Genomic DNA, 22,898 nt, shown 5'->3' on the forward strand with positions numbered 1-22,898 from the left:
ATATTTTAAGTATTACAGCAATCCGAAGATCGCTGCTGCACTACATCAAATGTCCACACTTATCGACTGTTAATTGTTAAAGAACTGTATTCGGTACTGCTTTCGCGCCATCGACAAAGCGTTGTGTTTGTCAGCTGCGAAGAAGGAAGAGTATGAAGCATTTCGCTACATCCGTCAACTCCTTCTTTTCTACCCTGCTTTACTCGGCATTTGCATGCGTCGTTCAGCGAGGGGGCGAATTATAGCCCTGCCCCGCAGGCGCGGCAAGTGCTATTTTCCCACCCCATGAAACGCCCCTGGCACCGCACTTGCTTATACCGCCATATGCACTGCCCCCGATGGTGGCAATTCTGGGCCTCGCAGCAACACTGGGGATAGCCCGGCTCGCTTTGCTTTGCTCCCATCTGTGACAGGTGCTACATTATGGAACACTCTCGATATTCAAAAGAGCGCCGCAGTACAGGGCCCAACGGAGGCAACGAGATCATGTATCAACCGTCAGCTACTTACCGTAGCGCACCGTTTTCGTCCATTGCGGAAGGAAGCGTCTCGCCGGCAGGACAGGAGAACGTCCCCGTCATCATCGAAACGTCCCATCAGCGTTCCGTCGCCTTTGGCCTGTCGCCCACGGCCACGCCGGACTTCACGCCAGCGGGCAAATCCGACCTGTCCTTGCTGATCGAGCAAAACCGCATGCTGCACACGCATGCGCTGCCGGCGATGGAAACGCTGTACCAGCAAATCGTCAACACGCACAATATGGTGATACTCACGGATGCCAATGGCGTGATCGTGCATTCGCTGGGCGACGATGATTTCCTGGAGAAAGCCAACCGCGTCGCCCTGCAGCCGGGCGTTGCATGGTCGGAGCAAAGCCGCGGCACGAACGCCATCGGCACGGCCATCACGGAAAAAGTACCGACTTTGGTCCATGCGGACCAACATTACCTTGCTGCCAATCATTTCCTGACTTGCTCTGCGGCACCGATCACCGACCACCGGGGCAATGTCATCGGCGTACTGGACGTTTCCAGCGACCAGCGCAGTTTTCACAAGCATACGATGGCCCTCGTGCGCATGTCGGCGCTGATGATCGAAAATCAGCTGTTTTCCGCCACCTTCGAAGATGCCATCACCGTGCACTTCCACGCGCGGCCCGAATTCATTGGCACCTTGATGGAAGGCATCGCTTCGTTCACGCCAGGCGGACGGTTTTTGTCGGCAAACAAGAATGGCTTGTTCCAGCTGGGCCTGTCATTTGCCGCGCTGCAATCGCATACCTTCAGTTCCCTGTTCGGCTTGCCTGTTTCCGCCCTGTACGACCATTACCGTACCGCCTCGCCCGGCTTGCTGAACCTGTGCATGCACAGCGGCGTGCGCGTGTATGGGCGCGCGCAGTTGCGCCTGTCCAATAGCGTCTTCCAGCACGGTTTTACCACCAGCACCGACCATAGCGATATCAACGCCGTGCCGGCACAGGTGCCCGCGCCGGCCAGCCATGCGGCCAACGCGGCGCGCCGCCTGTCCGGCTTGCGCTACCTGCGCACGGGCGATCCGCAACTGGAACTGGTGATCGAAAAGGTCAACAAGGTATTGGGACGCGATATTCCCATCCTCGTCATGGGCGAAACGGGCACCGGCAAGGAATTGCTGGCACAAGCCATCCATAACGACTCGCCACGGGCCATGGGACCGTTTATTGCCGTCAATTGCGCCTCGATCCCGGAAACCCTGATCGAATCGGAACTGTTCGGCTATGAAGACGGGGCGTTTACGGGCGCGCGCAAGAAGGGAGCCATCGGCAAGATCTTGCAGGCCAATGGCGGCACCCTGTTCCTCGATGAAATCGGCGACATGCCCTTCGGCTTGCAGGCGCGGCTGTTGCGCGTGCTGCAGGAGCGGATGGTCACGCCGCTGGGCAGCAGCAAATCGATCACGGTCAACGTCGAGCTCATTTGCGCCACGAATCACAATTTGCGCGAGCGCATGGCCAAGGGATTGTTCCGCGAAGATCTGTATTACCGCCTGAACGGCCTGGTCGTCAAACTGCCGCCGCTGCGCGAGCGCACGGACCTCGATACGGTGGTGAAGAAAATCCTTGCAACGGAAGCGCCCGACACGCGCTACACGGTGGCGCCGGACATCCTGCGCCTGTTCCACCAGCATAAGTGGCCAGGCAACTTCCGCCAGCTGACCAATCTGTTGCGCACGGCCATCGTCATGGCTGGCGACGAACATGAAATCTGTTTGCGCCACATGCCTGACGATTTCCTCGACGATATTGAGATGACGCAAGCGACTGCCGCCAGCGCCAGCACGGACCGCATGATCGCCGCCGGCGCCAACCTGGAAGAGATGGAGCAAAGCGTGATCCTCAAGTCGCTCGATGCCCACGGCGGCAACGTCTCTGCCACGGCCCGCGCCTTGGGCGTGTCGCGCAACACGATCTATCGCAAGGTGCCGCACCTGAAATAGCCTAGAGTAGACGGGGAAAACCAGGCGACATCGTGCGCTGGCCGGATTTGTCGATGGTCATCAGGTCGACGCCCCGCATGTGCGCGGCCATCGCATGCGCGCGCGCGGCTCCCGTCACCATGAAGGTCGTCGACAAGCCATCGGCCAGCAAGCCCGTGGGCGCCAGCACGGTCACGCTGGCCAGTTCGCGCGGCGAATCGCCTTTCGCAGGGTCGAAGATGTGGTGATGCACGAAGTCGGGCGTAAACGTGCACTCGTAATCGCCCGACGTGGCCACGCTGCGGCCCTCCACTTTCAAGGTGGCCGCCAGGACTTCCGCATCGCGCGGGTCCTGGATGCCCAGGGTCCATGGACGGCGCACGGCACGCTGTCCCCGCGCAATGAACTCGCCCGTGTCGAGCAGCGCGTGCCGTATGCCACGGGCCTGCATGGCCGCCAGCGCCACGTCCGCCGCATAGCCCTGCGCCAGGCCATTCAGGGTCAGCGCCATGCCGGGCTGCAGAAAACGCACCTCGCGGCGATCCCATGCCAGTTGCCGCCAGCCTACCCGCGCCTGCGCCGCGCGGCGCAAGGTGTCCGCCGGCACGCTGGCCTGGTCTGCCGCCGCGCGGAACAGCTGCCACAAGGGTTGCACGGTAATGTCAAATGCCCCATCGCTCCATTGCGACAAGGCTTGTGCCTGCGCCAGCACGGCCAGCAGGTGCGCGTCCGGCCGCGCCAGGCGGCCATCGCGGTTCAGCTGGAAAACCTGGCTGCTCGGACTATAAATGCTCATCAGGCGGTCGATATTCCTGGCAGCATGGAGGGCGTCTTCGATGGCCAGTTCGGCCTGGCGCTGATCGTGGTGCAACACGGTGACGGCAATCGTCGTGCCAAACGCCAGCGCGGCGCCTTGATAAGGCCGCACGCCGGAGGCCCTGACCGTACCGCGCGCCATGCTGCCAGGCAAGATAACGCCCGCCATGCCGGCCACGCTGCCGATCGCGGCGGCAATAAATGTCCTACGCTGCATTGCTGCTCTCCTCTGCCGTGGCCCGGACTATCGGGATGGTACGGGCACGCTTGATTTCCAGCATCAAGGGTGCGCATTTTTGATCGCTGGCGTAGATCACCACGCAATCCATGCATTGAAAACACTCGCCGTAATCGACTTTCCCGCTGGGCGCGATGGCGTGGTACTCGCAGCGGTGGCGGCAAGTCTGGCACGGTGTGCCGCATTCCTTGCGGCGGGGAATCCAGTTGAACAGGCGAAAGCGCCCCAGCAGGGCCAGCGCCGCGCCAAACGGGCACAGGTAGCGGCAAAAGAATTTATAGGAAACACTGCTGAGCAGTAATAAACCCACGGCATACGCGACAAACGGCCAGGCGCGCACGAAGTTCAGGGTAATGGCTGTCTTGAACGGTTCCAGCTCCACCAGTTTGTCCGTGATCTGGCTGGAAAAAAAGCTGCTGCCAAGAATGGCCGCCAGCAAGCCATACTTGATCCACTTCAAGCGTCCGTCCAGGCGCGGCTTGATTTTCCACTGCGGCAAGCGCAACCATTGGCCCAGCTTGCCCGTAAATTCCTGCAAGGCGCCGAATGGACACAGCCAACCGCAAAACGTGCCGCGCCCCCATACGAACAGGCTGAGCAGCACGAACACCCACAGGATCACCGTCATCGGGTCGAACAGGAAGAAGCCCAGGCTGCGCCCCGCCAGCAGCGCCTGGATCACCCCCGTGATGTTGACGATCGACAGCTGCCCCTGTGCGTAATAACCGACGAAGCCGACGGTAAACAGCAAAAACAGGCGGCGGAACCAGACAAATTGCCGGCCATGCCGCACCAGGCGTTTCTGCCAGGCCAGCGCGCCGGCCAGCAGCGCCAGCCCGGCCAGCAAGATCAACAGCTCAGCCTGGCGCGCCTTCCACGTGCCGCGCCAGCCGGCATCGTCGCCTTGCGGCGCCGTATAAAAATCAGCGGGCAAGCGGTACGTGAAATCGACGTTGCGGGCGATGCGCTCCGGATACACGATGCCCTTGCTGCGCGTGATCGGCATGGTGAACGCCAGCGGACTGGCCGCATCGAGCCCCGCCTGGCCGATGACGCGAAAGACGGCGATATTTTCAGTCGGCAACGGTCCCGCCTCCGACAGGTTCAGTTCCAGGTCCAGGTCGCGCATGTCGATGGGCAAGCCGTCCTGCTTCAGCAACAGGCGCTCGGGCACGGTGCCGCGCACGAAATCGTCGCCCAGCACGCTGTAGCGCCCGCGCGACATGACGAGGATGGCGTGGTCGCCCTCGTCGAGCCGGTTGCGCAGCTTGTTCCAGCTGCGTTCCGTCAACAGATTGCGCCCCACCGTGGGCACGGAGACATAGGCCAGATAGAGGTCGATGAACATGCCGTCCGGCGCGCGCGTCGCTTCCGCATCGAGTCCGGCGCCATTGCTGCCGGCAAACAGGGCTTCCACCTCCTTGTTGCTCAGGCGTACATGCTGGATCAAGCCCTGCTCAAGCATCTGCGCCACGCTGAGTTGCTTGAACACCTCCATGCGGATGCGGGCGATCTGGTCCGGGTCGCGGCCTTGCGCGAATCCCAGTTTCTTGCGCGACACTTTCAAGGCCGAGGCCAGCACGCTCTGGTTGATGATGCGCACGGAAGCCGTCGCCTTCGACACGCCGTCGATATCGGCATGCGTGGCATCCGCAGCGCGCTTCTTCTGGGCACCGATGGCGATATTCTGCTTGAGCGACAGCCCCTGGTACTGCTTGACGAACTGAAACAAGGGGGCTTCACCGAGTCCGTCGAGAAACACGGGCTCGTGCTGCGACAGCACGGCCACATCGAGAAAACTGCCCTGTGGATTGATGGCGATCAACAGATTGACGGGCACGCCGGAAAAACCGGGAATCGGCGCCAGGTCCACGGACTCGAAGACATAGCCGACCAGTTCGGTGGCCGTGGCATTTTGCTTGAACAGGGGCCAGACGGGCAGGTCGGCTTCCTTCTCGCCCACGACGAGGGGCGCGGGAAAGCGCCGCGCCAGCTCGGCCCTGGTGAGCACGCCCGCCCACGCCTGCCCCAGGATAAACAGGAATAGCCAGCATCCGATGAACAACCGCAGTATCCGCATGCACTAAGCTCCGTGCGGCGCCGCAGCTTCCGGCGCCGCATTCATTGGTTAGAAGAAAATAATGCCGCCCAGGGACACGCCATTCATCTTCGCTTCGCCGCCCGCAAAGCCCTTCGAGCGCGTCTGGCCCAGCTCGCCCACCAGGGTGATCGCGCTGTTGAGCGAGTAATACGCGCCGAGGGTCAGGTTGGCGTTCGACTTCAGGCCGCCCGTGCCGGCCGTGTTATCGTCGTTCTTGCTGATGCCGTAGGACAAGCCCAGCTTCAGTTTGTCCGTCGTTTTATACGTGCCTTGCAGCAGCCAGTTCTTCGACTTGGTATCGCCCTGGTCCGCATCGGACAAGATGCCGAGTCCCTTGCCGCCCTGGAAGTTGACCAATACACCGGCCGGGCCCATCTGGTAGGAGCCGCCCACTTCCACGCCGCGCATGGTCAGGTCATCGACACCGGGCGTTTTCGAGGTGAATTTTTGCGACTTCACGCCCAGCCACGCTTTCAAGCCTTCCTGCGCATACGTCAGCTGCGCCTGCACTTGCGGACTGGACTTCGAAGAATAGGTCGAGCCTGCCACGATGGGCGTATCCGATACCGGGCTGACCAGCGCCACGTCGGCGCCAAATCCGCTGGACTTCGGCGAGCTGTACATGATCTGGCCATAGTTGCCCAGATAGGTGTAACCGGCGCCGATATGGCCCAGCGTGACGCGGCCCCGCTGCGTGGCCTGCACGGGCGCGCCCGAGCCCAGCAAGGTCATGTCGGACAGGATCGCATTCGCGCCGAAGATGCCGTAGTCGCGGCCAAGCTTGAACGTGCCCATGTCCGCATTGCCAAACGTAAAGAAAGCCTGGCGCACGTCGACCACGCTGTTCTGGCTGATGGCGCTGTCCGTGGCCGTCGAGTTGTAGATGCCGATCAAGGCTTTCACGTCGTACTCGCCCAGGCGCGAGCTTGCCGAGGTGATCAAGCCATTCGGCAGCAAGCCGTTGCCGATGGTGGTGCGGTCCTTTTCTCCGCCGCAACCGAGCGCCTGGCCGCCCAGCGCCAGCCCGCCCACCGCATCGCCCGAGCACGACACTTGCGTGTAATAGGCGTTGACGATGCCGCCCACCGACACGGTCCAGTCGCCAGCCTTGATATCGACGGCTTGCGCCTGCCCTACCGCTGCGATCGTCATGACACCCAGGCTCCCCAGCTTGATCAATGTGTTCATTTTTTCTCCTCTTTCTTCTCTGTTTTTAGTGTGCACACCAGTGATTGATGTACCTCAAGCTTTGGCAATAAGCGTGCCCAACACGGCTCACAGGGAGAAAGAGAAAAAACGTCGTTAACATGTGCAGCAGCGGATCAATTGCCCCGCTCGGTGTTCACTTTTTGACCAAAAGTATGCACGACAAAGATACAGGTAAACAAAAAACTGACGGCCAGGGCCGTCAGCAAAAAGAAAGCGCCCGGCGGACAGGGAGACACCCATCCGAGTGGCCCGGGCGCTTCGCCCCGTTACTTCGATGCCAGCTTGAAGACCCACACGGAACCGCCCTGTTCCAGGAAGTTGACCTTCTTCGCCACCTCGCCGCCCCACAGCGGCACGGCACCGCCCCAGCCCGATACGACGGCCACGTATTGCGTGTCGCCATCCTGCCAGGTGACGGGCGGCGCCACGACGCCGGAACCCGTCTGGAATTTCCACAGTTCCTTGCCCGTCTTCGCATCGACGGCTTTCAGGAAGCCTTCCGGCGTGCCGTAGAACACCAGATTGCCGGCCGTGCTCATCACGCCACCCCACAGCGGCGCGTTGTTCTTGATTTCCCAGACGATCTTGCCCGTCTTCGGATCGACGGCGCGCATGGCGCCGATGTAATCGTCAAACAGGGGCTTGATGGTGAAACCCGCACCGAGGAAGGCGCCGCCCTTCTTGTAGCTGATCGGCTCGTTCCAGATGTCCATGCCCCATTCGTTCGCGGGAACGTAGAACAGCTTGGTTTGCGGCGAATAGGCCATCGGCATCTGGTTTTTGGCGCCGAGGAAAGCTGGCGCGGCAAACACGGTCGTGCCCTTCTTGCCCTCCTCTCCCTTGGTCGGGTCGCCAGGACGGCCGGCGGGAATGAAATTCGGCCGGCCCGTCTTCAGGTCGATGCTGCTGGCCCAGGTGATTTTCTTGACGAACGGAAAGGCGTTCTGCAGCTTGCCCGTGTTGGCGTCGATGACGTAGAAGAAACCGTTGCGGTCGGCCTTGCCGCCGTAGCGCTTGCCATCCATGTCGAACGTGACGAACTCGTTGGCGCCGTCGAAATCCCAGGCGTCGTTCGGCGTGTTCTGGTATGCCCACTTGATCTGCCCCGTCTTCACGTCCAGCGCCACCGTGGACGACGAGTACAGGTTGTCGCCGGGGCGCAAGTGGCTGTTCCATGGCGCCGGGTTGCCCGTGCCGAAATAGGCCAGCTTGGTTTGCGGATCGTAGGTGCCGCCCATCCACGTCGAAGCGCCGCCCGTCTTCCACAGGTCGCCCGGCCAGGTCTTGTTCGCCGTGCCGGACACGCCGTTATCGATGGCCTTGCCATCCTTGTCGTAGCGGTGGCCCATATGGCCCTCGACCGTCGGACGGCTCCACACGAGGTCGCCCGTCATCGGATTGCGCGCTTCGACCCGGCCCACGATGCCGAATTCACCGCCCGACACGCCCGTCAGCAGCAAGCCTTCGGCGATCAGCGGCGCGGCCGTCATCGAATAGCCGGCCGCATAATCGTCGACTTTCTCTTTCCAGACGATCTTGCCCGTGTTCTGGTCCAGCGCCACGAGATAGGCGTCCAGCGTGCCGAAGATCACCAGGTTGCCGAACAGGGCCGCGCCGCGGTTGACCACGTCGCAGCAGGGCATGATGCCGTCCGGCAAACGGTGCTCATATTTCCACAGCTTGGCGCCCGTTTTCAGGTCGATGGCGAAGATGCGCGAATACGATGCCGTGACGAACATCTTGCCGTTGTGAATCAGCGGCTGCGATTCCTGGCCCCGCTGCTTTTCGCCGCCAAACGAGAACGACCAGGCCGGCACCAGCTTGGCCACGGTCTTGTCATTGATCTGCGTCAACGGCGAATAGCGCTGGCCCTGCGTGCCCATGCCGAACGACAGGACGCTGGCCGGGTTCTTGGCCGTGCTGTCGAGCATGGCACTGGTGACATTGCCCACGTCGGCCGCCTGGACCAGCGAGGCGACACTCAAACCGACGACGATCCCCATGATTTTTTTCTGCACAATCATCTCCCTCTGTTATTAGTATGTGTATGTATCAGGTGCTGCCGTGGTCGTGCGGCTGCGCATGCAGCAAGGCGCACTCTTCATCGGTGAACAGGCGCGAACGCGTCAGAAAGCGCTTGCCCGTGCCGTTGTCGAGTGAAAACATGCCGCCATTGCCATCGACCACATCGATAATCAACTGGGTATGCTCCCAGTACTCGAATTGCTCGAGTCCCATGTAGAACGGTGTGCCATTCAAATTGCCGAGATAAATGTCGGTATCGCTGACATCGAACTCGCCCAGCGCGTAGCACATGGGCGCGCTGCCGTCGCAGCAACCGCCGGACTGGAAAAACATCAGCGGGCCGTGACGCTGGCGCAACTTGTCCATCATTTCCAGCGCCGCTTCGGTGGCGACCACCCTGGCAATTGCTGCACTCATGGCATCCCTTTCTGTGCGCCGCCCCCGAGGAACAGGGGGCGGCGCCTGTTGCCGGTTTAGAAGAAGCCCAGGGCTTTCGGGCTATAGCTCACCAACAAGTTCTTCGTTTGCTGATAGTGGTCGAGCATCATCTTGTGATTTTCGCGGCCGATGCCCGATTGCTTGTAGCCACCGAACGCGGCGTGGGCCGGATACAGGTGGTAGCAATTGGTCCACACGCGGCCCGCCTGGATGGCGCGTCCCATGCGGAAGGCGCGCGAACCGTCACGCGTCCACAGGCCGGCGCCCAGGCCATACAGGGTGTCGTTGGCAATCGCCAGCGCGTCAGCCTCGTCCTTGAAGGTGGTCACGGACACGACGGGCCCGAAGATCTCTTCCTGGAAGATGCGCATCTTGTTGTTGCCCTTGAACACGGTCGGACGCACGTAGTAGCCGCCTTCCAGATCGCCCGCCTGCGTGTTGCGCTCGCCGCCGGCCAGCACTTCGGCGCCTTCCTGGCGGCCGATGTCGAGGTAGGACAGGATTTTTTCCAGCTGCTCCTGCGACGCCTGCGCGCCTATCATGGTGGACGAATCGAGCGGATTGCCCTGCTTGATGGCAGCCACGCGCTTCAGGGCCCGTTCGATGAATTTCTCGTAGATCGATTCCTGGATCAGCACGCGCGATGGGCAGGTGCACACCTCGCCTTGATTCAGCGCAAACATGGCAAAGCCTTCCAGGCACTTGTCGAAATACTCGTCGTCCGCATCCATCACGTCTTCAAAGAAGATGTTCGGCGACTTGCCGCCCAGTTCCAGGGTGACGGGAATCAGGTTTTGCGCGGCGTAGCCCATGATCAGGCGGCCCGTGCCCGTTTCGCCCGTAAAGGCGATCTTGGCGATGCGCTTGCTCGAGGCCAGCGGCTTGCCCGCTTCCAGGCCGAAACCGTTGATGATGTTCAGCACGCCCGGCGGCAGCAGGTCGCCGATCAGCTCGATCAACACCATGATGGAGGCGGGGGTCTGCTCGGCCGGTTTCAGGACGACGCAATTGCCGGCAGCCAGGGCTGGCGCCAGTTTCCACACGGCCATCAGGATCGGGAAATTCCAGGGAATGATCTGGCCCACGACGCCCAGCGGCTCATGGTAGTGGTAGGCATAGGTTTCCGCGTCGATTTGCGCGACGGAACCTTCCTGCGCGCGGATGCAGCCGGCAAAGTAGCGGAAATGGTCGATGGCCAGCGGAATGTCGGCATTCATCGTTTCACGGATAGGCTTGCCGTTGTCGATGGTTTCCGCCGTGGCGATCAGGCTCAGGTTCTGTTCGATGCGGTCGGCGATGCGGTTCAGGATATTGGCGCGCTCGGCTGGCGAAGTCTTGCCCCAAGCATCCTTGGCGGCATGCGCGGCGTCCAGCGCCAGCTCGACGTCTTCCGTCGTGGAACGGGCGATTTCGCAAAACGGCAAGCCCGTGATCGGCGTAATGTTGGGAAAGTATTCACCTTTTACAGGGGCAACGAATTTGCCGCCGATGTAGTTGTCATAGCGTTGTTTGAAGGGATTGGCTACGCCCAGTTTGCTGATGTCTGCGAGATTCATGTCGTCCTCTATCGGGTTAATTAGAATGGAAGTGCTGTAATTAAAATCAAACGTCCTGGTACAGATGGGGTAAGTACACGGAGTCTTCCGCAAATGCCGTGCCAGCTCGCCATCCCCTTACAAACTTAGCGTGTTTTCACCTTGTTACAAGGGCATGGCGTCAATTGCGGTGCGCTTTTCCCCCGTGCGCCCGGGCCGGACGGCAGGCGGTGTTTTGTTGGCGTTTTGAACAGGGTGGCGCCATCCTGTTCCAATCCGGGCCAGCCCTGCTGCGCCGCTGCACAATGGAACAGGTGTACCAGACTGGAACACCTGCTCCGGCGCGCCTAGCGGATCACCACGCCCCATGGCAATTCGCCCACGGCAATATCGGCCAGCTTGCGCGCGCTGGCCGTATCGATGACGGAAACGCTGTTCGAGCGCCCGTTGGCCACGTACAGCTTGGTCCCATCGGGCGTGATGGCCATGTTCCACGGGCGCTTGCCGACGGGAATGGTGGCCGTCACCTGATTGCTGGCCGTATCGATCACCATTACCGTGCCGTCGATGCCATTCGACACATATACGTGCTTGCCGTCCGGATGAACGACGATGCCATTCGCATTCTTGCCTGCAGGAATGGTGGCGATGGCCTTGCGCTGCGCCATGTCGATCACGTAGACGGCGTTGACCAGCTCGCACGCCACGTAGGCGCGGCCGGAATCGGGGCTGAAGCCGATGCCGCGCGGACGCAGGCCCACGGCCACGGACGCCACCTGGCGGCGTTGCGCCACATCAATGACATCGACTTGTTCGGCCTCTTCCGCACTGACCAGCAGCCAGCGCCCATCGGGGCTGAACACGGCATGTTCCGGGTTGCGCCCCTGCACCTTGATATCGGCGAGTACGACGCCCGTATGGCCATCGAGCAAGGCCACGCTATTGTTTTCCTCGACGGCCACGGCCACGTAATTGCCGTCGTGCGAGGCGCTGACGCCTTCGGGCGACTTGCCCAGCGCTACGCTGCGTACAGGCGCACCGCCAGTGTTGTCAATCAGCAGCAAGGCGCTGCTGGCTGCATCCGTGACAAACAATTGCCGTCCGGCAGGATCGGCGGCGATGCCGCGCGGGCGCTTGCCGGCCGCGATCTGGCGCACCACCTGGTCGGTGGCCGTGTCGATCACGCTCAGGGTGCCCGACTTTTCATTGGGCACATAGGCAAACGGTTCGGCATGGGCATACGCACATGCCAGCGCCGGCAGCAATACGCAAGCTTGGCGCAGGCGGTGGAATAAGTTGGGCATAATCACCTTTTCAATGGCAAAACAGGGAAAAAGCGCAGGCTGGCAGCGCATCTGATGATTCCTGCATGCAAACGTCGTGCCACTGGTGCGCGTATAATTTCCCACCACCAATGGAGACATGGCAGGCATATTGCTTGAGAAGACTATGCAGACCTGCACCGCGCACGCGATCAAGCAGGCTTTATTCACATTGGAGAACCGCATGCAGCATCGTTTCCGCCTGAACACCATCGCCAGCCTGTTTGTCGCCGGCAGCGCCACCCTCGCCCCCCACGTCTTTGCCGCCGAGCCCGCTGAACTAACCGGCGGGCAACTCATGGACACGGTCGTGATCAGCGGCAGCCGCATCGCCCACCCCAGCCAGGAAGTACCGGCCTCGATCGACGTCGTCGACAGCGCCCGCATCCAGGACGGGCAAATCCGCGTCAACGCCTCGGAAGCGCTGGCCGCCGTGCCGGGCCTGGTAGTGCAGAACCGCCAGAACTATGCGCAGGACCTGCAGATCTCGTCGCGCGGCTTCGGCGCCCGCTCGGCCTTCGGCGTGCGCGGCGTCAAGCTGATCAGCGATGGCATTCCCGCCAGCATGCCCGACGGCCAGGGCCAGGCCGCCACCTTCAACCTCGATACGGCCGAGCGCATCGAAGTACTGCGCGGACCGTTTTCCGCCATCTACGGCAACCATTCAGGCGGCGTGATCCAGCTGTTTTCCAGGGATGGGCAAAATCCCCCGTCCGTCGAACTGAATGTGACGGGCGGCAGCTTCAGCACCAGCAAGGCGGACTTGACGGCGCAAGGCCAGGCAGGCGGCATCGGCTACGTGCTCGACGGTTCGCGCTTCCGCACGGACGGCTTCCGCGACCACAGCGCCGCCACGCGCGAACAGGCGTTCGGCAAGATCACGGTCAAGCCGAATGCGGACAGCAAGCTGACCATCGTCGCCAACAGCCTGCACCAAGGCAACACGCAAGATCCGCTGGGCGCCACCTGGGCCACGTTTGCCCGCGACCCGCGCGCCGGCGAAATCGACACCACCGATACGCAAAACCCGAAGCGCACCTTTGCCGAACGCTACAACACGCGCAAGAGCATCGACCACCAGCAAATCGGCGCTACCTATGAACAATCGTTTGGCGATGACCGCCTGCATGTGATGGTGTATGGCGGCAACCGCGACGTGATCCAGTACCAGGCCTTCTCCAAGTTCCTGCAAAATCAAACTGTTAATGGAGTACTCAAACATTCGGGCGGCGTGGTCGACTTCCAGCGTCAGTTCTACGGCATCGACACCAACTGGCTGCACGTGAACCAGCTGGCAGGCGGCAAGCTGAGCACCACCATCGGCATCGACTATGGCCGCTCCAGCGATGACCGCACCGGCTATGAAAACTATATCGGCGATACCTACGGATTAAAAGGCAAGCTGCGCCGCGACGAGCAGGATGTCGTCTCCAGCCTCGATCCGTATATCCAGGCGGAATGGCAAAGCGGCCCATGGCTGCTCAGCGCAGGTCTGCGCTACAGCAAAATGAAAGTGTCGGTCAACGACCGTTTCCTCGGCAATGGCAACGACAGCGGCAGCCTGGAATTCAGCCACACGACACCCGTGCTGGGCCTGCTGTACAAGCTGACGCCGAACGTCAACGTGTACGCCAGCGCCGCGCGCGGCTTCGAGGCACCCACCCTGAATGAACTGTTTTACTCGGGCACGGGCGGCGGCTTCAATTTCAACCTGAAACCGGCCACCAGCACCAACCTGGAAGCGGGCATCAAGGCCAGGGTCGGCAACAACACGCATGTAAACGCCGCTTTGTTCCAGATCAAGACCAGCGACGAACTGGTGGTCGATCAATCAAGCGGCGGGCGCACCAGCTACCGCAATGCCAGCAAGACCTTGCGCCAGGGCATGGAGGTATCGCTGGACTCGACCCTGCCGTACGGCTTCACGACAAAAGTGGCGCTGACCAGCCTGCACGCCGTGTATGACCAGGCCTTTGGCGCCGTGCGCGAAGGCAGCCGCTTGCCGGGCGTGCCCAGCGCCAACCTGTTCGCGGAACTGGCCTGGAAAGACACGCTGGACCGTTTCGGCGCGGCGCTGGAAAGCGTGGCCAGCAACCAGGTCTACGCGGAAGACAGCAACAGCGAAAAGCCGGCGCCCGGCTACACGGTGTTCAATGCCCGTTTCAACGCCAAACAAAACGTGGGCAACTGGCGCTTCAAGGAGTTTGTCCGCCTGAACAATCTTTTCGACAAGACCTACGTGGGTTCCGTCATCGTCGGCGACAGCAACAAGCGCTACTATGAAGCGGCGCCGGGACGTAACTGGCTGTTGGGCGTCAGCGCCATGTATTCCTTCTAATTAAAAAGCCCGCGCCTCTTCCGATGCGCGGGCTTTTCAACTCAAGCAGGGTACTTCAGGGCCGCGCTTCCTTCACCCCATACTTCTCAAAGATGGTTTTCAATTCACCGCTGGCCGCCATCTCGTTCATGGCCGCCTGCAGCAGCTTGGCCACGTCGAGCTGCTGGCGGCTGACGGCCAGGCCCACGGCCCAGCCGGCGCGCGGCAGGCGGGCGAACGCCACTTCGCTCAGGGGGAAGGCGGGATCGCTTTTCAGCACCGACTCGATTTCCGAGCGGTTCGCCAGCACGGCGTCGAGCTTACCCTCTTGCAATTGCTGCAAGGCCTCGGCCGCCGTGTCGAAGATGCGCACGTCGTCGCGGTACTTGCCATTGTCCTCGCCCAGCATCAGCATGGCGGCGATCGACACCTTTTCCACGCCGATGCGCTTGCCTGCGAGGCTGGCGACGCCGTCGAATTGCGGCACGGCTTGCGCGCTGCGGGCCAGGCGCACGGTTTCCACATAGTATGGGGCGAAGATCTCGACCTTGTCGTTGTCTGCCATCAATTTCTTGTCGACCGGCACGTGCAGCATCACATCGGCGGGACCATAGCCGAGGTAATGCCCCTTCCACACCATATTGCGCAAATCGTCGTTGAGGTTTTCGCCGGCGGGAAAGGGCAGCAAGCTCAGTTTCAGCCCCAGCTTCTTCGCCAGCGCTTCGGCAATGTCGATATCGATGCCCGAGCCCTTGTCGGAAAACGGGGCGAACTCGTTATAGACGGCCACTTTCAGGCTGCCAGATTGCTGCACTTTCTGCCAGTCGGCGCGCGCCGGCGCGGCCGCGCACAGCGCCAGGCAGGCGAGCGACAGCATCGCGCGCGTGCCCCGGAGTTGAAATGAACGCATGGGACTCCTTCGTGATCAGTTCGGCTTAATTGGACTCGCGGCGGGTTTCCAGGTAGGTCTTGATGGCCCACATGGCTTCCTGGTTGAACACGCCCTCGAACGGCGGCATGTACACGGCGCCATTGCGTACTTTACCGTGACGTATGGTCGCCAGGAAATAATTGTCAGTTTCCTTGTAGCAAGCCTGTTTCTTTGTCTCATTCTTGATACCGAAGCAATCACGGTCAAGCTGGCGCAAGTCCGGCGCAATGCCGCCCGAAATGGCTTCGATGCCGTGGCAGCGCGCGCAATTTTGGTTATAGGCCGAGGTGCCCACCGTCAGGGCCAGTTTGTTGCCCCGATATGGGTTTTGCTCGAGCCACTTGTCGCCCACCTTGGGTAAACCCGTGGTGTCGACGCCTTGCGGCGTGACATTGCCGTGCGCATAAGCTTGCGGCAAGGTCAGCAGGGAGGTGAGGGCAACGGCGCCGGCGGCGGCCACGCCGAGCAGGGTACGGATGGAATAGGTCATGCTGGTCTCCTTGGTTTTTTTAGTGAATATCCAAAGAAGAGCAAATGCCATGCCATGCTTGCGTGCCCCACATCTGGCCGCCCATGTATCAATTTGGAACAGCTGCAACAGGTATTTGTGTCACCGCGCGCGTCAGGCGGCGGCCACCGTGCAGATGCTGACCCGCTCCTGCTGCTCGAAAGCAATACGCACGGGCAAGAAGCGGGCAATCACCTCGGCATTGGTCAACGCATGCTGCGACACCTTGTTGCAGCTGAAGCTACCGCCGCCGGCCAGCGCCAAGGGCAGCAGGAGCTGGTCGGCCAGGTGCTCGCCCACGGCCGCGTCCGTCTTGAGATAGGCGCGCACCTCGTTCAACAGGCGCTTGGCCACGGATTCGGCCAGCAGGGACTTCTCGCCGAACGACGTAAATACTTCCGTGACATGTTCATGCTCCAATGTCAGCAGCAAGACGTTGCCCGGCCCCTGCTCCGCAGGCAAGCCGACGATGCGCAGCTGCTTGCCGCTCCAGCCCATGCCCTCGGCGACGCGCTCGAGCTCGCGCTGCGCCACGTTCACATGCACGCCCGCCACCACGCTTTCCGCATACCCGGCCTTCCGCTCGCCGCGCTGCAGCAGTGAAATGGGCCGCAAACGCTGGCACGGTTGCACGGTGGCCAGCACCTCGCCACCACCTGCGGGATGAAAGCCATAGCGCTGCTGCGTAATCTCCACCTCGGCGCCCATCTGTTCCAGGATGCGGCCATACGCGCGCTGCAAAAAATGCACGGGCGGCGCCATGGCATTGTGCGTGCCGCCGCTGATGCGCACGGTAGACGGCCCATCCGCATGCAGCAGAGCCGGCAGCAAGGTTTGCAACACCAGGGTGCAGCTACCGGCGCTGCCGATGGCAAAGCGGTAATCGCCGCCGCGTATGGGGCCAGGCACGAATTCCAGGCTGCTTGCGCGCAGCGCCACCGGCGTCGTGCGCGCCCCGCAAATGGCGGCCGCCGCCTGCACGGCCAGCAGATGCTGGCGCAGCAAGCCGGGCTTTTCCCGCCCCGCGCGGATATTCGTCAGCCGGAATGGCTGGCCCGTAATCATGGACAGGCTCAGCGCCGAGCGCAAAATCTGTCCGCCGCCTTCACCTTGCGCTCCATCAATTTCTATCATCTCTACTTTCTTTCTATTAACCTTTGACGCAAACGACCTGCTTCAGGATATGCACGACATCGACCAGCTCGCGCTGCGCCAGCATCACCGCATCGATATCCTTGTAAGCCATCGGAATCTCATCGATCACGTTCTCATCCTTGCGGCATTCCACGCCCTCGGTGGCGCGGATCTGGTCGTCCAGGCTGAAGCGCCGCTTCGCTTCCGTGCGGCTCATCGTGCGGCCCGCGCCGTGGCTGCAGCTATGGAAGCTGTCCGCATTGCCCTTGCCGCGCACGATAAAACTCTTGGCGCCCATGGAGCCGGGAATGATGCCCAATTCTCCGGCGCGGGCCGAGACAGCGCCCTTGCGCGTGATCAACACGTCCTTGCCGAAGTGGTGCTCCTTCTGCACATAGTTATGGTGGCAGTTGACGGCTTCCACATGCGTCTGGAACGGCTTGTGGATGACCGTGCGCACGGCGGCGATCAGGTTTTGCATCATCACTTCGCGGTTGTTGCGCGCGAAACGCTGCGCCCAGCCCACGGCTTCCACGTAATCGTCGTAATGCTGCGTGCCTTCGGCCAGGTAGGCCAGGTCCTGGTCGGGCAGGTTGATGAAGTGGGTGCGCATGTCCTGCTTGGCCAGTTCGATGAAATGCGTACCGATGGCATTGCCCACGCCGCGCGAACCCGAATGCAGCATGAACCATACGCTGCCCTGCTCGTCGAGGCACACTTCGACGAAGTGGTTACCGCTGCCCAGGGTTCCCAGGTGACGATAATTGTTCGTGTTTTTCAGTTTCGGCGTTTTCAGGCAGATGGCGTCGAATTCATCCTTCAGCTGCAGCCACGCGGCGTCGACCACCGAGGGCGGCGTATGCCAGGAACCCTCGTCGCGGCCCCGGTGGCCCCGCGTCTTCGGCGACATCCCGTGCGGAATGGCGCGCTCGATGGCGCTGCGCAGCGGCCCCAGGTTATCGGGCAAATCGCTGGCCGTCAGCGTGGTCTTGGCCGCCATCATGCCGCAACCGATATCGACGCCCACGGCCGCCGGAATCACGGCGCCCAGGGTGGGGATCACGCTGCCGATGGTCGATCCTTTACCCAGGTGGACGTCGGGCATGACGGCGATATGCTTGTAGATGAACGGCAGGGTCGCCGTGTTGCGCAATTGTTTTTTGGCCGCTTCTTCGACAGGCACGCCACGCGTCCACATTTTTACGGGACGGCTGCCTTCGGTATGCAGGACTTCGTATTCTTCGTTTTTCATCGCTATGCTCTTCTTCTATTGTATAGGGGGTGATGACAAGGATTGGTGAAACATAGCCGACGCATCGGCTCTGGATGTAGTTCCACCGGCATTCATCAGTACGACAACCCGACCAGGGAGACAGGATTTCTGCCAGGCTTGCTGCACCTGGCAGGCCGGTTCGACGCGGCTGATCGATGTAATCCTGTTGGCATTCGGGGCACTGCGGCGCATGACCAGCCTGGACAGGACGTCTCTTATGTAGTCTTGTCCGCATTCATGCGCCTTGCTTCAACCAGCTGGTGCCGCGATATCGATGGCGGCGATTTCCCCCACCCAGTGGGCGGGGTCCAGCTGGCCGGCGGCAAAGGCGGCGATAATCCTGAAGACGTCATCGGAAAAACCGCCGATATTCAAGATATCCTCGCGCTCCATCGCCTGCGTGGTGGCGTGCGGCGCAATATCGATGCAGACCAGCTTTGCCTGCGGATTGCGCTGCTTGAAGACATGCCACTGTCCCATGGTCGCCGTGGCGCCGCTGCGCTTCGCGTCGATCCACGATTCGTTATCGGACACATAGATCACCAGGTCGGCCAGCTCCTTTCTGCCGTTCATGCGCAGCAGGGGCGCGCTGCAATTGGTGCCGCCACCGCCGATGGCCGCCAGCCTGGCCGCGTTCTCCATCACGCTGTCATCCGCGCCAAGTGCACACTGCACCACGTTGTGCTCGAACGGCAGCACCACGGCGTCCGGATTCTTGCGCAGCATGGCCGCCGCCACCAGCGCCGCCACGTCGATGCAGCGCACGTGCGAGGTGGCGCTGCCGCGAAAACCGCTGACGGGCGAGGCCATCGAGCCGGAAACGTCGGGGCACACCACCACCTTGCCGGCGATCCGCGGCACGTTCGCCAGCGATATTTCCAGCGCCTGCTCCAGCGCCGCGTGCACGATGCGCGGTACCTTGTCGCCGGCGGCCAGGTATGCCGACATCAGCTGGTACGGAAACACGCGCGAGCTGGCGATCGCCGCGGGATCGCACAGCCTGGCGGCGATCAGTTCCGGCATGCCGGCGATGTCGTACACGCCATGGCGGGCGAAGGTGTTCAAATTCATGCGCACCATCTGCCAGCCGCCTTGGCGGGCGATCTGCGCCCACGCCTGTACGTTCAAAGGCAGCGCCGTCAGCATCTGGAACGGCACTGCCGGAATCGCTTGCTCTGGATCAAGCTTGTAAGCTTCGAACGCAGCCAGCGCCGGCGGCAGTGCGGCCGCATCGTAGGGCTTGCCGATCAGCCAGGCGAAGAACGCGGCCCGCCAGGCGTCCCCGGGTTTCGGGTGCACCATCTTGACCACGTCGGCCAGCGATGGGGCGTTGCCCACGGCGGCAGCCAGCAAAGCCTGTTCCGACGCGCCGTTCAGCCATGCCTGCACGAGCTTTTTCGGACGCGATCCCAGCGATTTGCGGCCGATGACGCCCGAACGCACGATTTGCACGAAATTGCGCAGCATCTTGCCATTGTTGATGACGCGTTGAAAAGCCGGCGCGAATGCCGCGGCGCCCTGCCCCGCCAGCACGGCCACCAGCAAGGCCGGCATATCCTTCATATAGCCCCGTTCGCGGCAGTACACGGCCGTTTGCGCGATGAAGGCCGGCTCGACGGCCTGGCACAGCGCGATCACCTTTGCCAGCTGCGCGTCGGCGCTCGCATAGAACGTCGTGTTCAGGCAGCCCGTGGCCGCGTATTGTGCCAATTGATGGCGCGGCGTCAGCGCATACGCCGGCGCGCCTTCGGCATTGTGCGCCAGCGCCGCCGGCAAGGTTGCGCTCTGTTTCGCGCTGTGGAATAACTGGGCGTTGGCCATTTTTTTCCTCTTCTACTCTATGCGTTTATCTCGGTGTCACCCCTTCTATTGCAAGCGCTGTGCCAGCTTTCCGCAATTTCTCAGCAGTGCTTGTAAGTAATTGATTTCATTAATTAATATCCCCCCCTGCACTTTCAGGTGAAAATCGCGAACGTCGGATATTCGGATACAATTATCTTTTCAGATAAATTCTTATCCAAACCATGCAAGCAAAACGCACCGTCGTCATCGGCTTTCTCGGCACACAACTCGACAATGGCAGGGGTGCGGCCCGCTGGGAAAAGTGGCGGCCCAGCGTCGCGCTGACCCAGCATGAAGACAGGATCATCGACCGCTTCGAACTCTTGTACGCCGGCGGGCAGTTTGCCAGCCTGGCACGCCAGGTGTCGCAGGACATCGCCAGCGTCTCGCCGGAAACGCAACTGCTCGCGCACGATCTGCCGATCAGCGATGCCTGGGATTTTGAAGACGTGTATGGCGCGCTCTATGATTTCGCCAACAGCTATCCCTTCGATCCTGACAATGAGGAGTACTGGATCCACATCACCACCGGCAGCCACGTGGCGCAAATCTGCATGTTCCTGATGACGGAAGCGCGCTATTTCCCGGGCCGCCTCGTGCAGACGTCGCCGCCGAAACGCCAGGCCATCGGCAATCCCGGCAGTTATGCGCTGATCGACCTCGATCTGTCGCGTTACGACCAGATCGCCCAGCGTTTTACGCGCGAACAGGCAGAGGGCGTCGCCTTCCTGAAGTCCGGCATCGCCACGCGCAATGCCAAATTCAACGCCATGATCGGGGAAATCGAGCGCGTCGCCATCAAGTCGAAAGCGCCCATGCTGCTGATGGGGCCGACCGGCGCCGGAAAATCCTTTCTTGCGCGGCGCATCTATGAGCTGAAACGGTCGCGCCACCAGATCGACGGCAAGTTCATCGACCTCAATTGCGCCACCCTGCATGGCGATGGCGCCGCGTCCACCCTGTTCGGCCATATCAAGGGGGCATTCACGGGCGCCGGTGCGGACCGGCCAGGCTTGCTGCGCAGCGCGCACAAGGGCCTGCTGTTTCTCGATGAAATCGGCGAACTGGGACTCGATGAACAGGCGATGCTGCTGAAAGCGATCGAGGAAAAGCGCTTCTTCCCCGTCGGCGCCGATACGGAGGTGCAAAGCGACTTCCAGCTGATCGCCGGCACCAACCGCGACCTGGGCAAGGAGGTGGCGGCGGGCCGCTTTCGCGAAGACCTGTATGCGCGCATCAATCTGTGGACCTATGCATTGCCAGGCCTGGCGCAGCGGCCGGAAGACATCGAGCCGAACCTCGACTACCTGCTGGCGCAGTACGGCGCGGAGACGGGAGAACGAGTGCGCTTCAACAAGGAGGCGCGCGAACGCTTCATGCGCTTCGCCGCATCGCCATCGGCCGCCTGGCACGGCAATTTCCGCGATTTGTCTGCCGCCGTCACGCGCCTGGCCACCTTGTCGGAAGCGGGGCGCATCACGGACCAGGTAGTGGACGAGGAAACGGCGCGCCTGCGCCGCCTGTGGCGGCATCATGGCGAACGGCCTGATGGCAACGAAGTAATGCTGGCGCAGATCATGGGAGAGGCGGCCGCCGCGCAGCTGGACCTGTTCGATGCGCTGCAGCTGCAGGCGGTCATCAAGGTGTGCCGGCAGGCGAACAGCCTGTCCGACGCGGGCCGCACATTGTATGCGGCATCGCGCGCGGCGAAAGCCAGGCCGAACGATGCCGACCGGCTCAGGAAATACCTGGCCCGCTTTGCCCTTGATTGGGATACAGTGTCTGTAAGCAACTAATACATAATGACAATGATTCCTGAAGAAATACGAGTAGAAATCATGCGCCGCCTGGCGGCCGTGGAAGAAAAGGAAGGCGTACGGATACTGCTGGCCATTGAGTCCGGCAGCCGCGCATGGGGCTTTGCCTCGCCCAATAGCGACTTCGACGTGCGTTTCATCTATGCCCGGCCTGAAGACTGGTACTTGAGCGTCGACCTGGAAGACAAGCGCGACGTGATCGAATATCCCATCGTCGACGATATCGACCTCAATGGCTGGGATGTGCGCAAGGCGCTCCAGCTATTCTGGCGCTCCAATCCCGCCGTGATTGAATGGATACAGTCGCCGATACAATATATCGAGAATGGCCATTTCAAGACTGGCATCCAGGCCTTGCTCAATTCCATCTATACGCTGGAAAAGGGCATTTACCATTACCGCAGCATGGCCAAGACCAATTACCGCGGCTATCTGATGGCGGAGATGGTGCCTTTGAAGAAGTATTTTTATGTATTGCGTCCCTTGCTGGCCACGCGCTGGATAGAAACCTATCGCACGGCGCCGCCCATCGAGTTTGCGGCCCTGCTGCACTTGTTACCCAAGGAAGAAGGCTTGCTGGAGGAAATTCACAGGCTGCTCGAGCGTAAAAAGCTCGCGCTGGAGAAGGAATTAGCCCCACGCATCGACAAGCTCAATGCATTTATCGAATCGGAATTGGCCAGGCTGGAAAATTTCAGCGTGGAGAAAGAAGAAAAACCCGCCGGGATGCAGGACTTGAATCATCTGTTCCAGCGGATACTGCGAGAAATCTGATCTGAAAGTGACAAAGGCAGCGCGCAGTGCTGCCTTTTTTTACGCCCATCTGATGGCAAGAAAAACCAGCAGACGAAAAAAAACCCGACCATTGCTGATCGGGTTTTTCTCTAGGTGAAACAGCCGGGGGCTGTTTCACCAAATAACAAGCCTGACGATAACCT

At 61.3% G+C, this 22,898-nt stretch carries 16 protein-coding genes; 4 read left to right on the forward strand and 12 right to left on the reverse strand.

What is annotated here, in order from left to right; all coding sequences use genetic code 11:
- Positions 1-486 precede the first annotated feature (486 nt).
- Complete coding sequence (locus BXA07_RS28355; RefSeq protein ID WP_244556440.1) at positions 487-2,475, forward strand: sigma-54-dependent Fis family transcriptional regulator; 1,989 nt, start codon at positions 487-489, stop codon at positions 2,473-2,475.
- A 1-nt stretch (position 2,476) separates the two neighbouring features.
- Here BXA07_RS28355 and BXA07_RS28360 read toward each other — a convergent pair whose 3' ends face one another.
- From BXA07_RS28360 to BXA07_RS28390, 7 genes are all read right to left on the reverse strand, one after another.
- A complete protein-coding gene (locus BXA07_RS28360) occupies positions 2,477-3,487 on the reverse strand; it encodes an FAD:protein FMN transferase (RefSeq protein ID WP_076573042.1) in 1,011 nt (336 codons plus the stop codon).
- Complete coding sequence (locus BXA07_RS28365; RefSeq protein ID WP_076573043.1) at positions 3,477-5,588, reverse strand: 4Fe-4S binding protein; 2,112 nt, start codon at positions 5,586-5,588, stop codon at positions 3,477-3,479. The genes BXA07_RS28360 and BXA07_RS28365 overlap by 11 nt, the downstream gene beginning before the upstream one ends.
- Positions 5,589-5,636: 48 nt before the next feature.
- Positions 5,637-6,797 carry a porin gene (locus BXA07_RS28370; protein WP_076573044.1) on the reverse strand — a complete coding sequence of 387 codons (1,161 nt, stop codon included), beginning with the start codon at positions 6,795-6,797 and terminating at the stop codon, positions 5,637-5,639.
- A gap of 287 nt (positions 6,798-7,084) precedes the next feature.
- Entirely contained in the window at positions 7,085-8,821 is a 1,737-nt protein-coding gene (locus tag BXA07_RS28375) for a PQQ-dependent methanol/ethanol family dehydrogenase (RefSeq protein ID WP_083708600.1), read from the reverse strand.
- Positions 8,822-8,870: 49 nt separating this feature from the next.
- Positions 8,871-9,260: a DUF779 domain-containing protein gene (locus BXA07_RS28380; protein WP_076573046.1), complete on the reverse strand. Its 390-nt coding sequence runs from the start codon at positions 9,258-9,260 to the stop codon at positions 8,871-8,873.
- Positions 9,261-9,316: 56 nt separating this feature from the next.
- Positions 9,317-10,837 carry an aldehyde dehydrogenase gene (adh, locus tag BXA07_RS28385; protein WP_076573047.1) on the reverse strand — a complete coding sequence of 507 codons (1,521 nt, stop codon included), beginning with the start codon at positions 10,835-10,837 and terminating at the stop codon, positions 9,317-9,319.
- 326 nt (positions 10,838-11,163) lie between these two features.
- Positions 11,164-12,120, reverse strand: coding sequence for a beta-propeller fold lactonase family protein (locus tag BXA07_RS28390; protein ID WP_076573056.1), 957 nt, complete (start codon positions 12,118-12,120; stop codon positions 11,164-11,166).
- Between the two features lie 202 nt (positions 12,121-12,322).
- Here BXA07_RS28390 and BXA07_RS28395 point away from each other — a divergent pair, with 202 nt between their 5' ends.
- Positions 12,323-14,476, forward strand: coding sequence for a TonB-dependent receptor family protein (locus BXA07_RS28395; protein ID WP_076573057.1), 2,154 nt, complete (start codon positions 12,323-12,325; stop codon positions 14,474-14,476).
- A gap of 55 nt (positions 14,477-14,531) precedes the next feature.
- Here the strand turns inward: BXA07_RS28395 and BXA07_RS28400 are convergent, their stop codons facing one another.
- The 5 genes from BXA07_RS28400 to BXA07_RS28420 form a co-directional block, all read right to left on the reverse strand.
- The gene (locus BXA07_RS28400) at positions 14,532-15,365 is read right to left on the reverse strand and encodes a substrate-binding periplasmic protein (protein WP_076573048.1); all 834 of its coding nucleotides are present in this window, start codon (positions 15,363-15,365) and stop codon (positions 14,532-14,534) included.
- 25 nt (positions 15,366-15,390) lie between these two features.
- Positions 15,391-15,876, reverse strand: a complete 486-nt coding sequence (gene pedF / locus BXA07_RS28405; RefSeq protein WP_076573049.1) for a cytochrome c-550 PedF — start codon at positions 15,874-15,876, stop codon at positions 15,391-15,393.
- Positions 15,877-16,008: 132 nt separating this feature from the next.
- Positions 16,009-17,028 carry an RNA 3'-terminal phosphate cyclase gene (gene rtcA, locus BXA07_RS28410; RefSeq protein WP_076573050.1) on the reverse strand — a complete coding sequence of 340 codons (1,020 nt, stop codon included), beginning with the start codon at positions 17,026-17,028 and terminating at the stop codon, positions 16,009-16,011.
- A 16-nt stretch (positions 17,029-17,044) separates the two neighbouring features.
- The gene (locus tag BXA07_RS28415; RefSeq protein ID WP_076573051.1) at positions 17,045-18,280 is read right to left on the reverse strand and encodes an RtcB family protein; all 1,236 of its coding nucleotides are present in this window, start codon (positions 18,278-18,280) and stop codon (positions 17,045-17,047) included.
- Positions 18,281-18,550: 270 nt separating this feature from the next.
- Positions 18,551-20,122: a vWA domain-containing protein gene (locus BXA07_RS28420; protein ID WP_076573052.1), complete on the reverse strand. Its 1,572-nt coding sequence runs from the start codon at positions 20,120-20,122 to the stop codon at positions 18,551-18,553.
- A gap of 203 nt (positions 20,123-20,325) precedes the next feature.
- On the opposite strand from BXA07_RS28420, the gene rtcR reads away from it, so the two are divergent.
- Positions 20,326-21,939, forward strand: coding sequence for an RNA repair transcriptional activator RtcR (gene rtcR, locus BXA07_RS28425; protein WP_076573053.1), 1,614 nt, complete (start codon positions 20,326-20,328; stop codon positions 21,937-21,939).
- A gap of 6 nt (positions 21,940-21,945) precedes the next feature.
- Positions 21,946-22,734, forward strand: a complete 789-nt coding sequence (locus BXA07_RS28430; protein ID WP_244556441.1) for a nucleotidyltransferase domain-containing protein — start codon at positions 21,946-21,948, stop codon at positions 22,732-22,734.
- Positions 22,735-22,898 lie beyond the last annotated feature (164 nt).

The sequence above is a fragment of the Janthinobacterium sp. TND4EL3 genome (assembly GCF_900156175.1).
GTDB lineage: Bacteria > Pseudomonadota > Gammaproteobacteria > Burkholderiales > Burkholderiaceae_D > Janthinobacterium.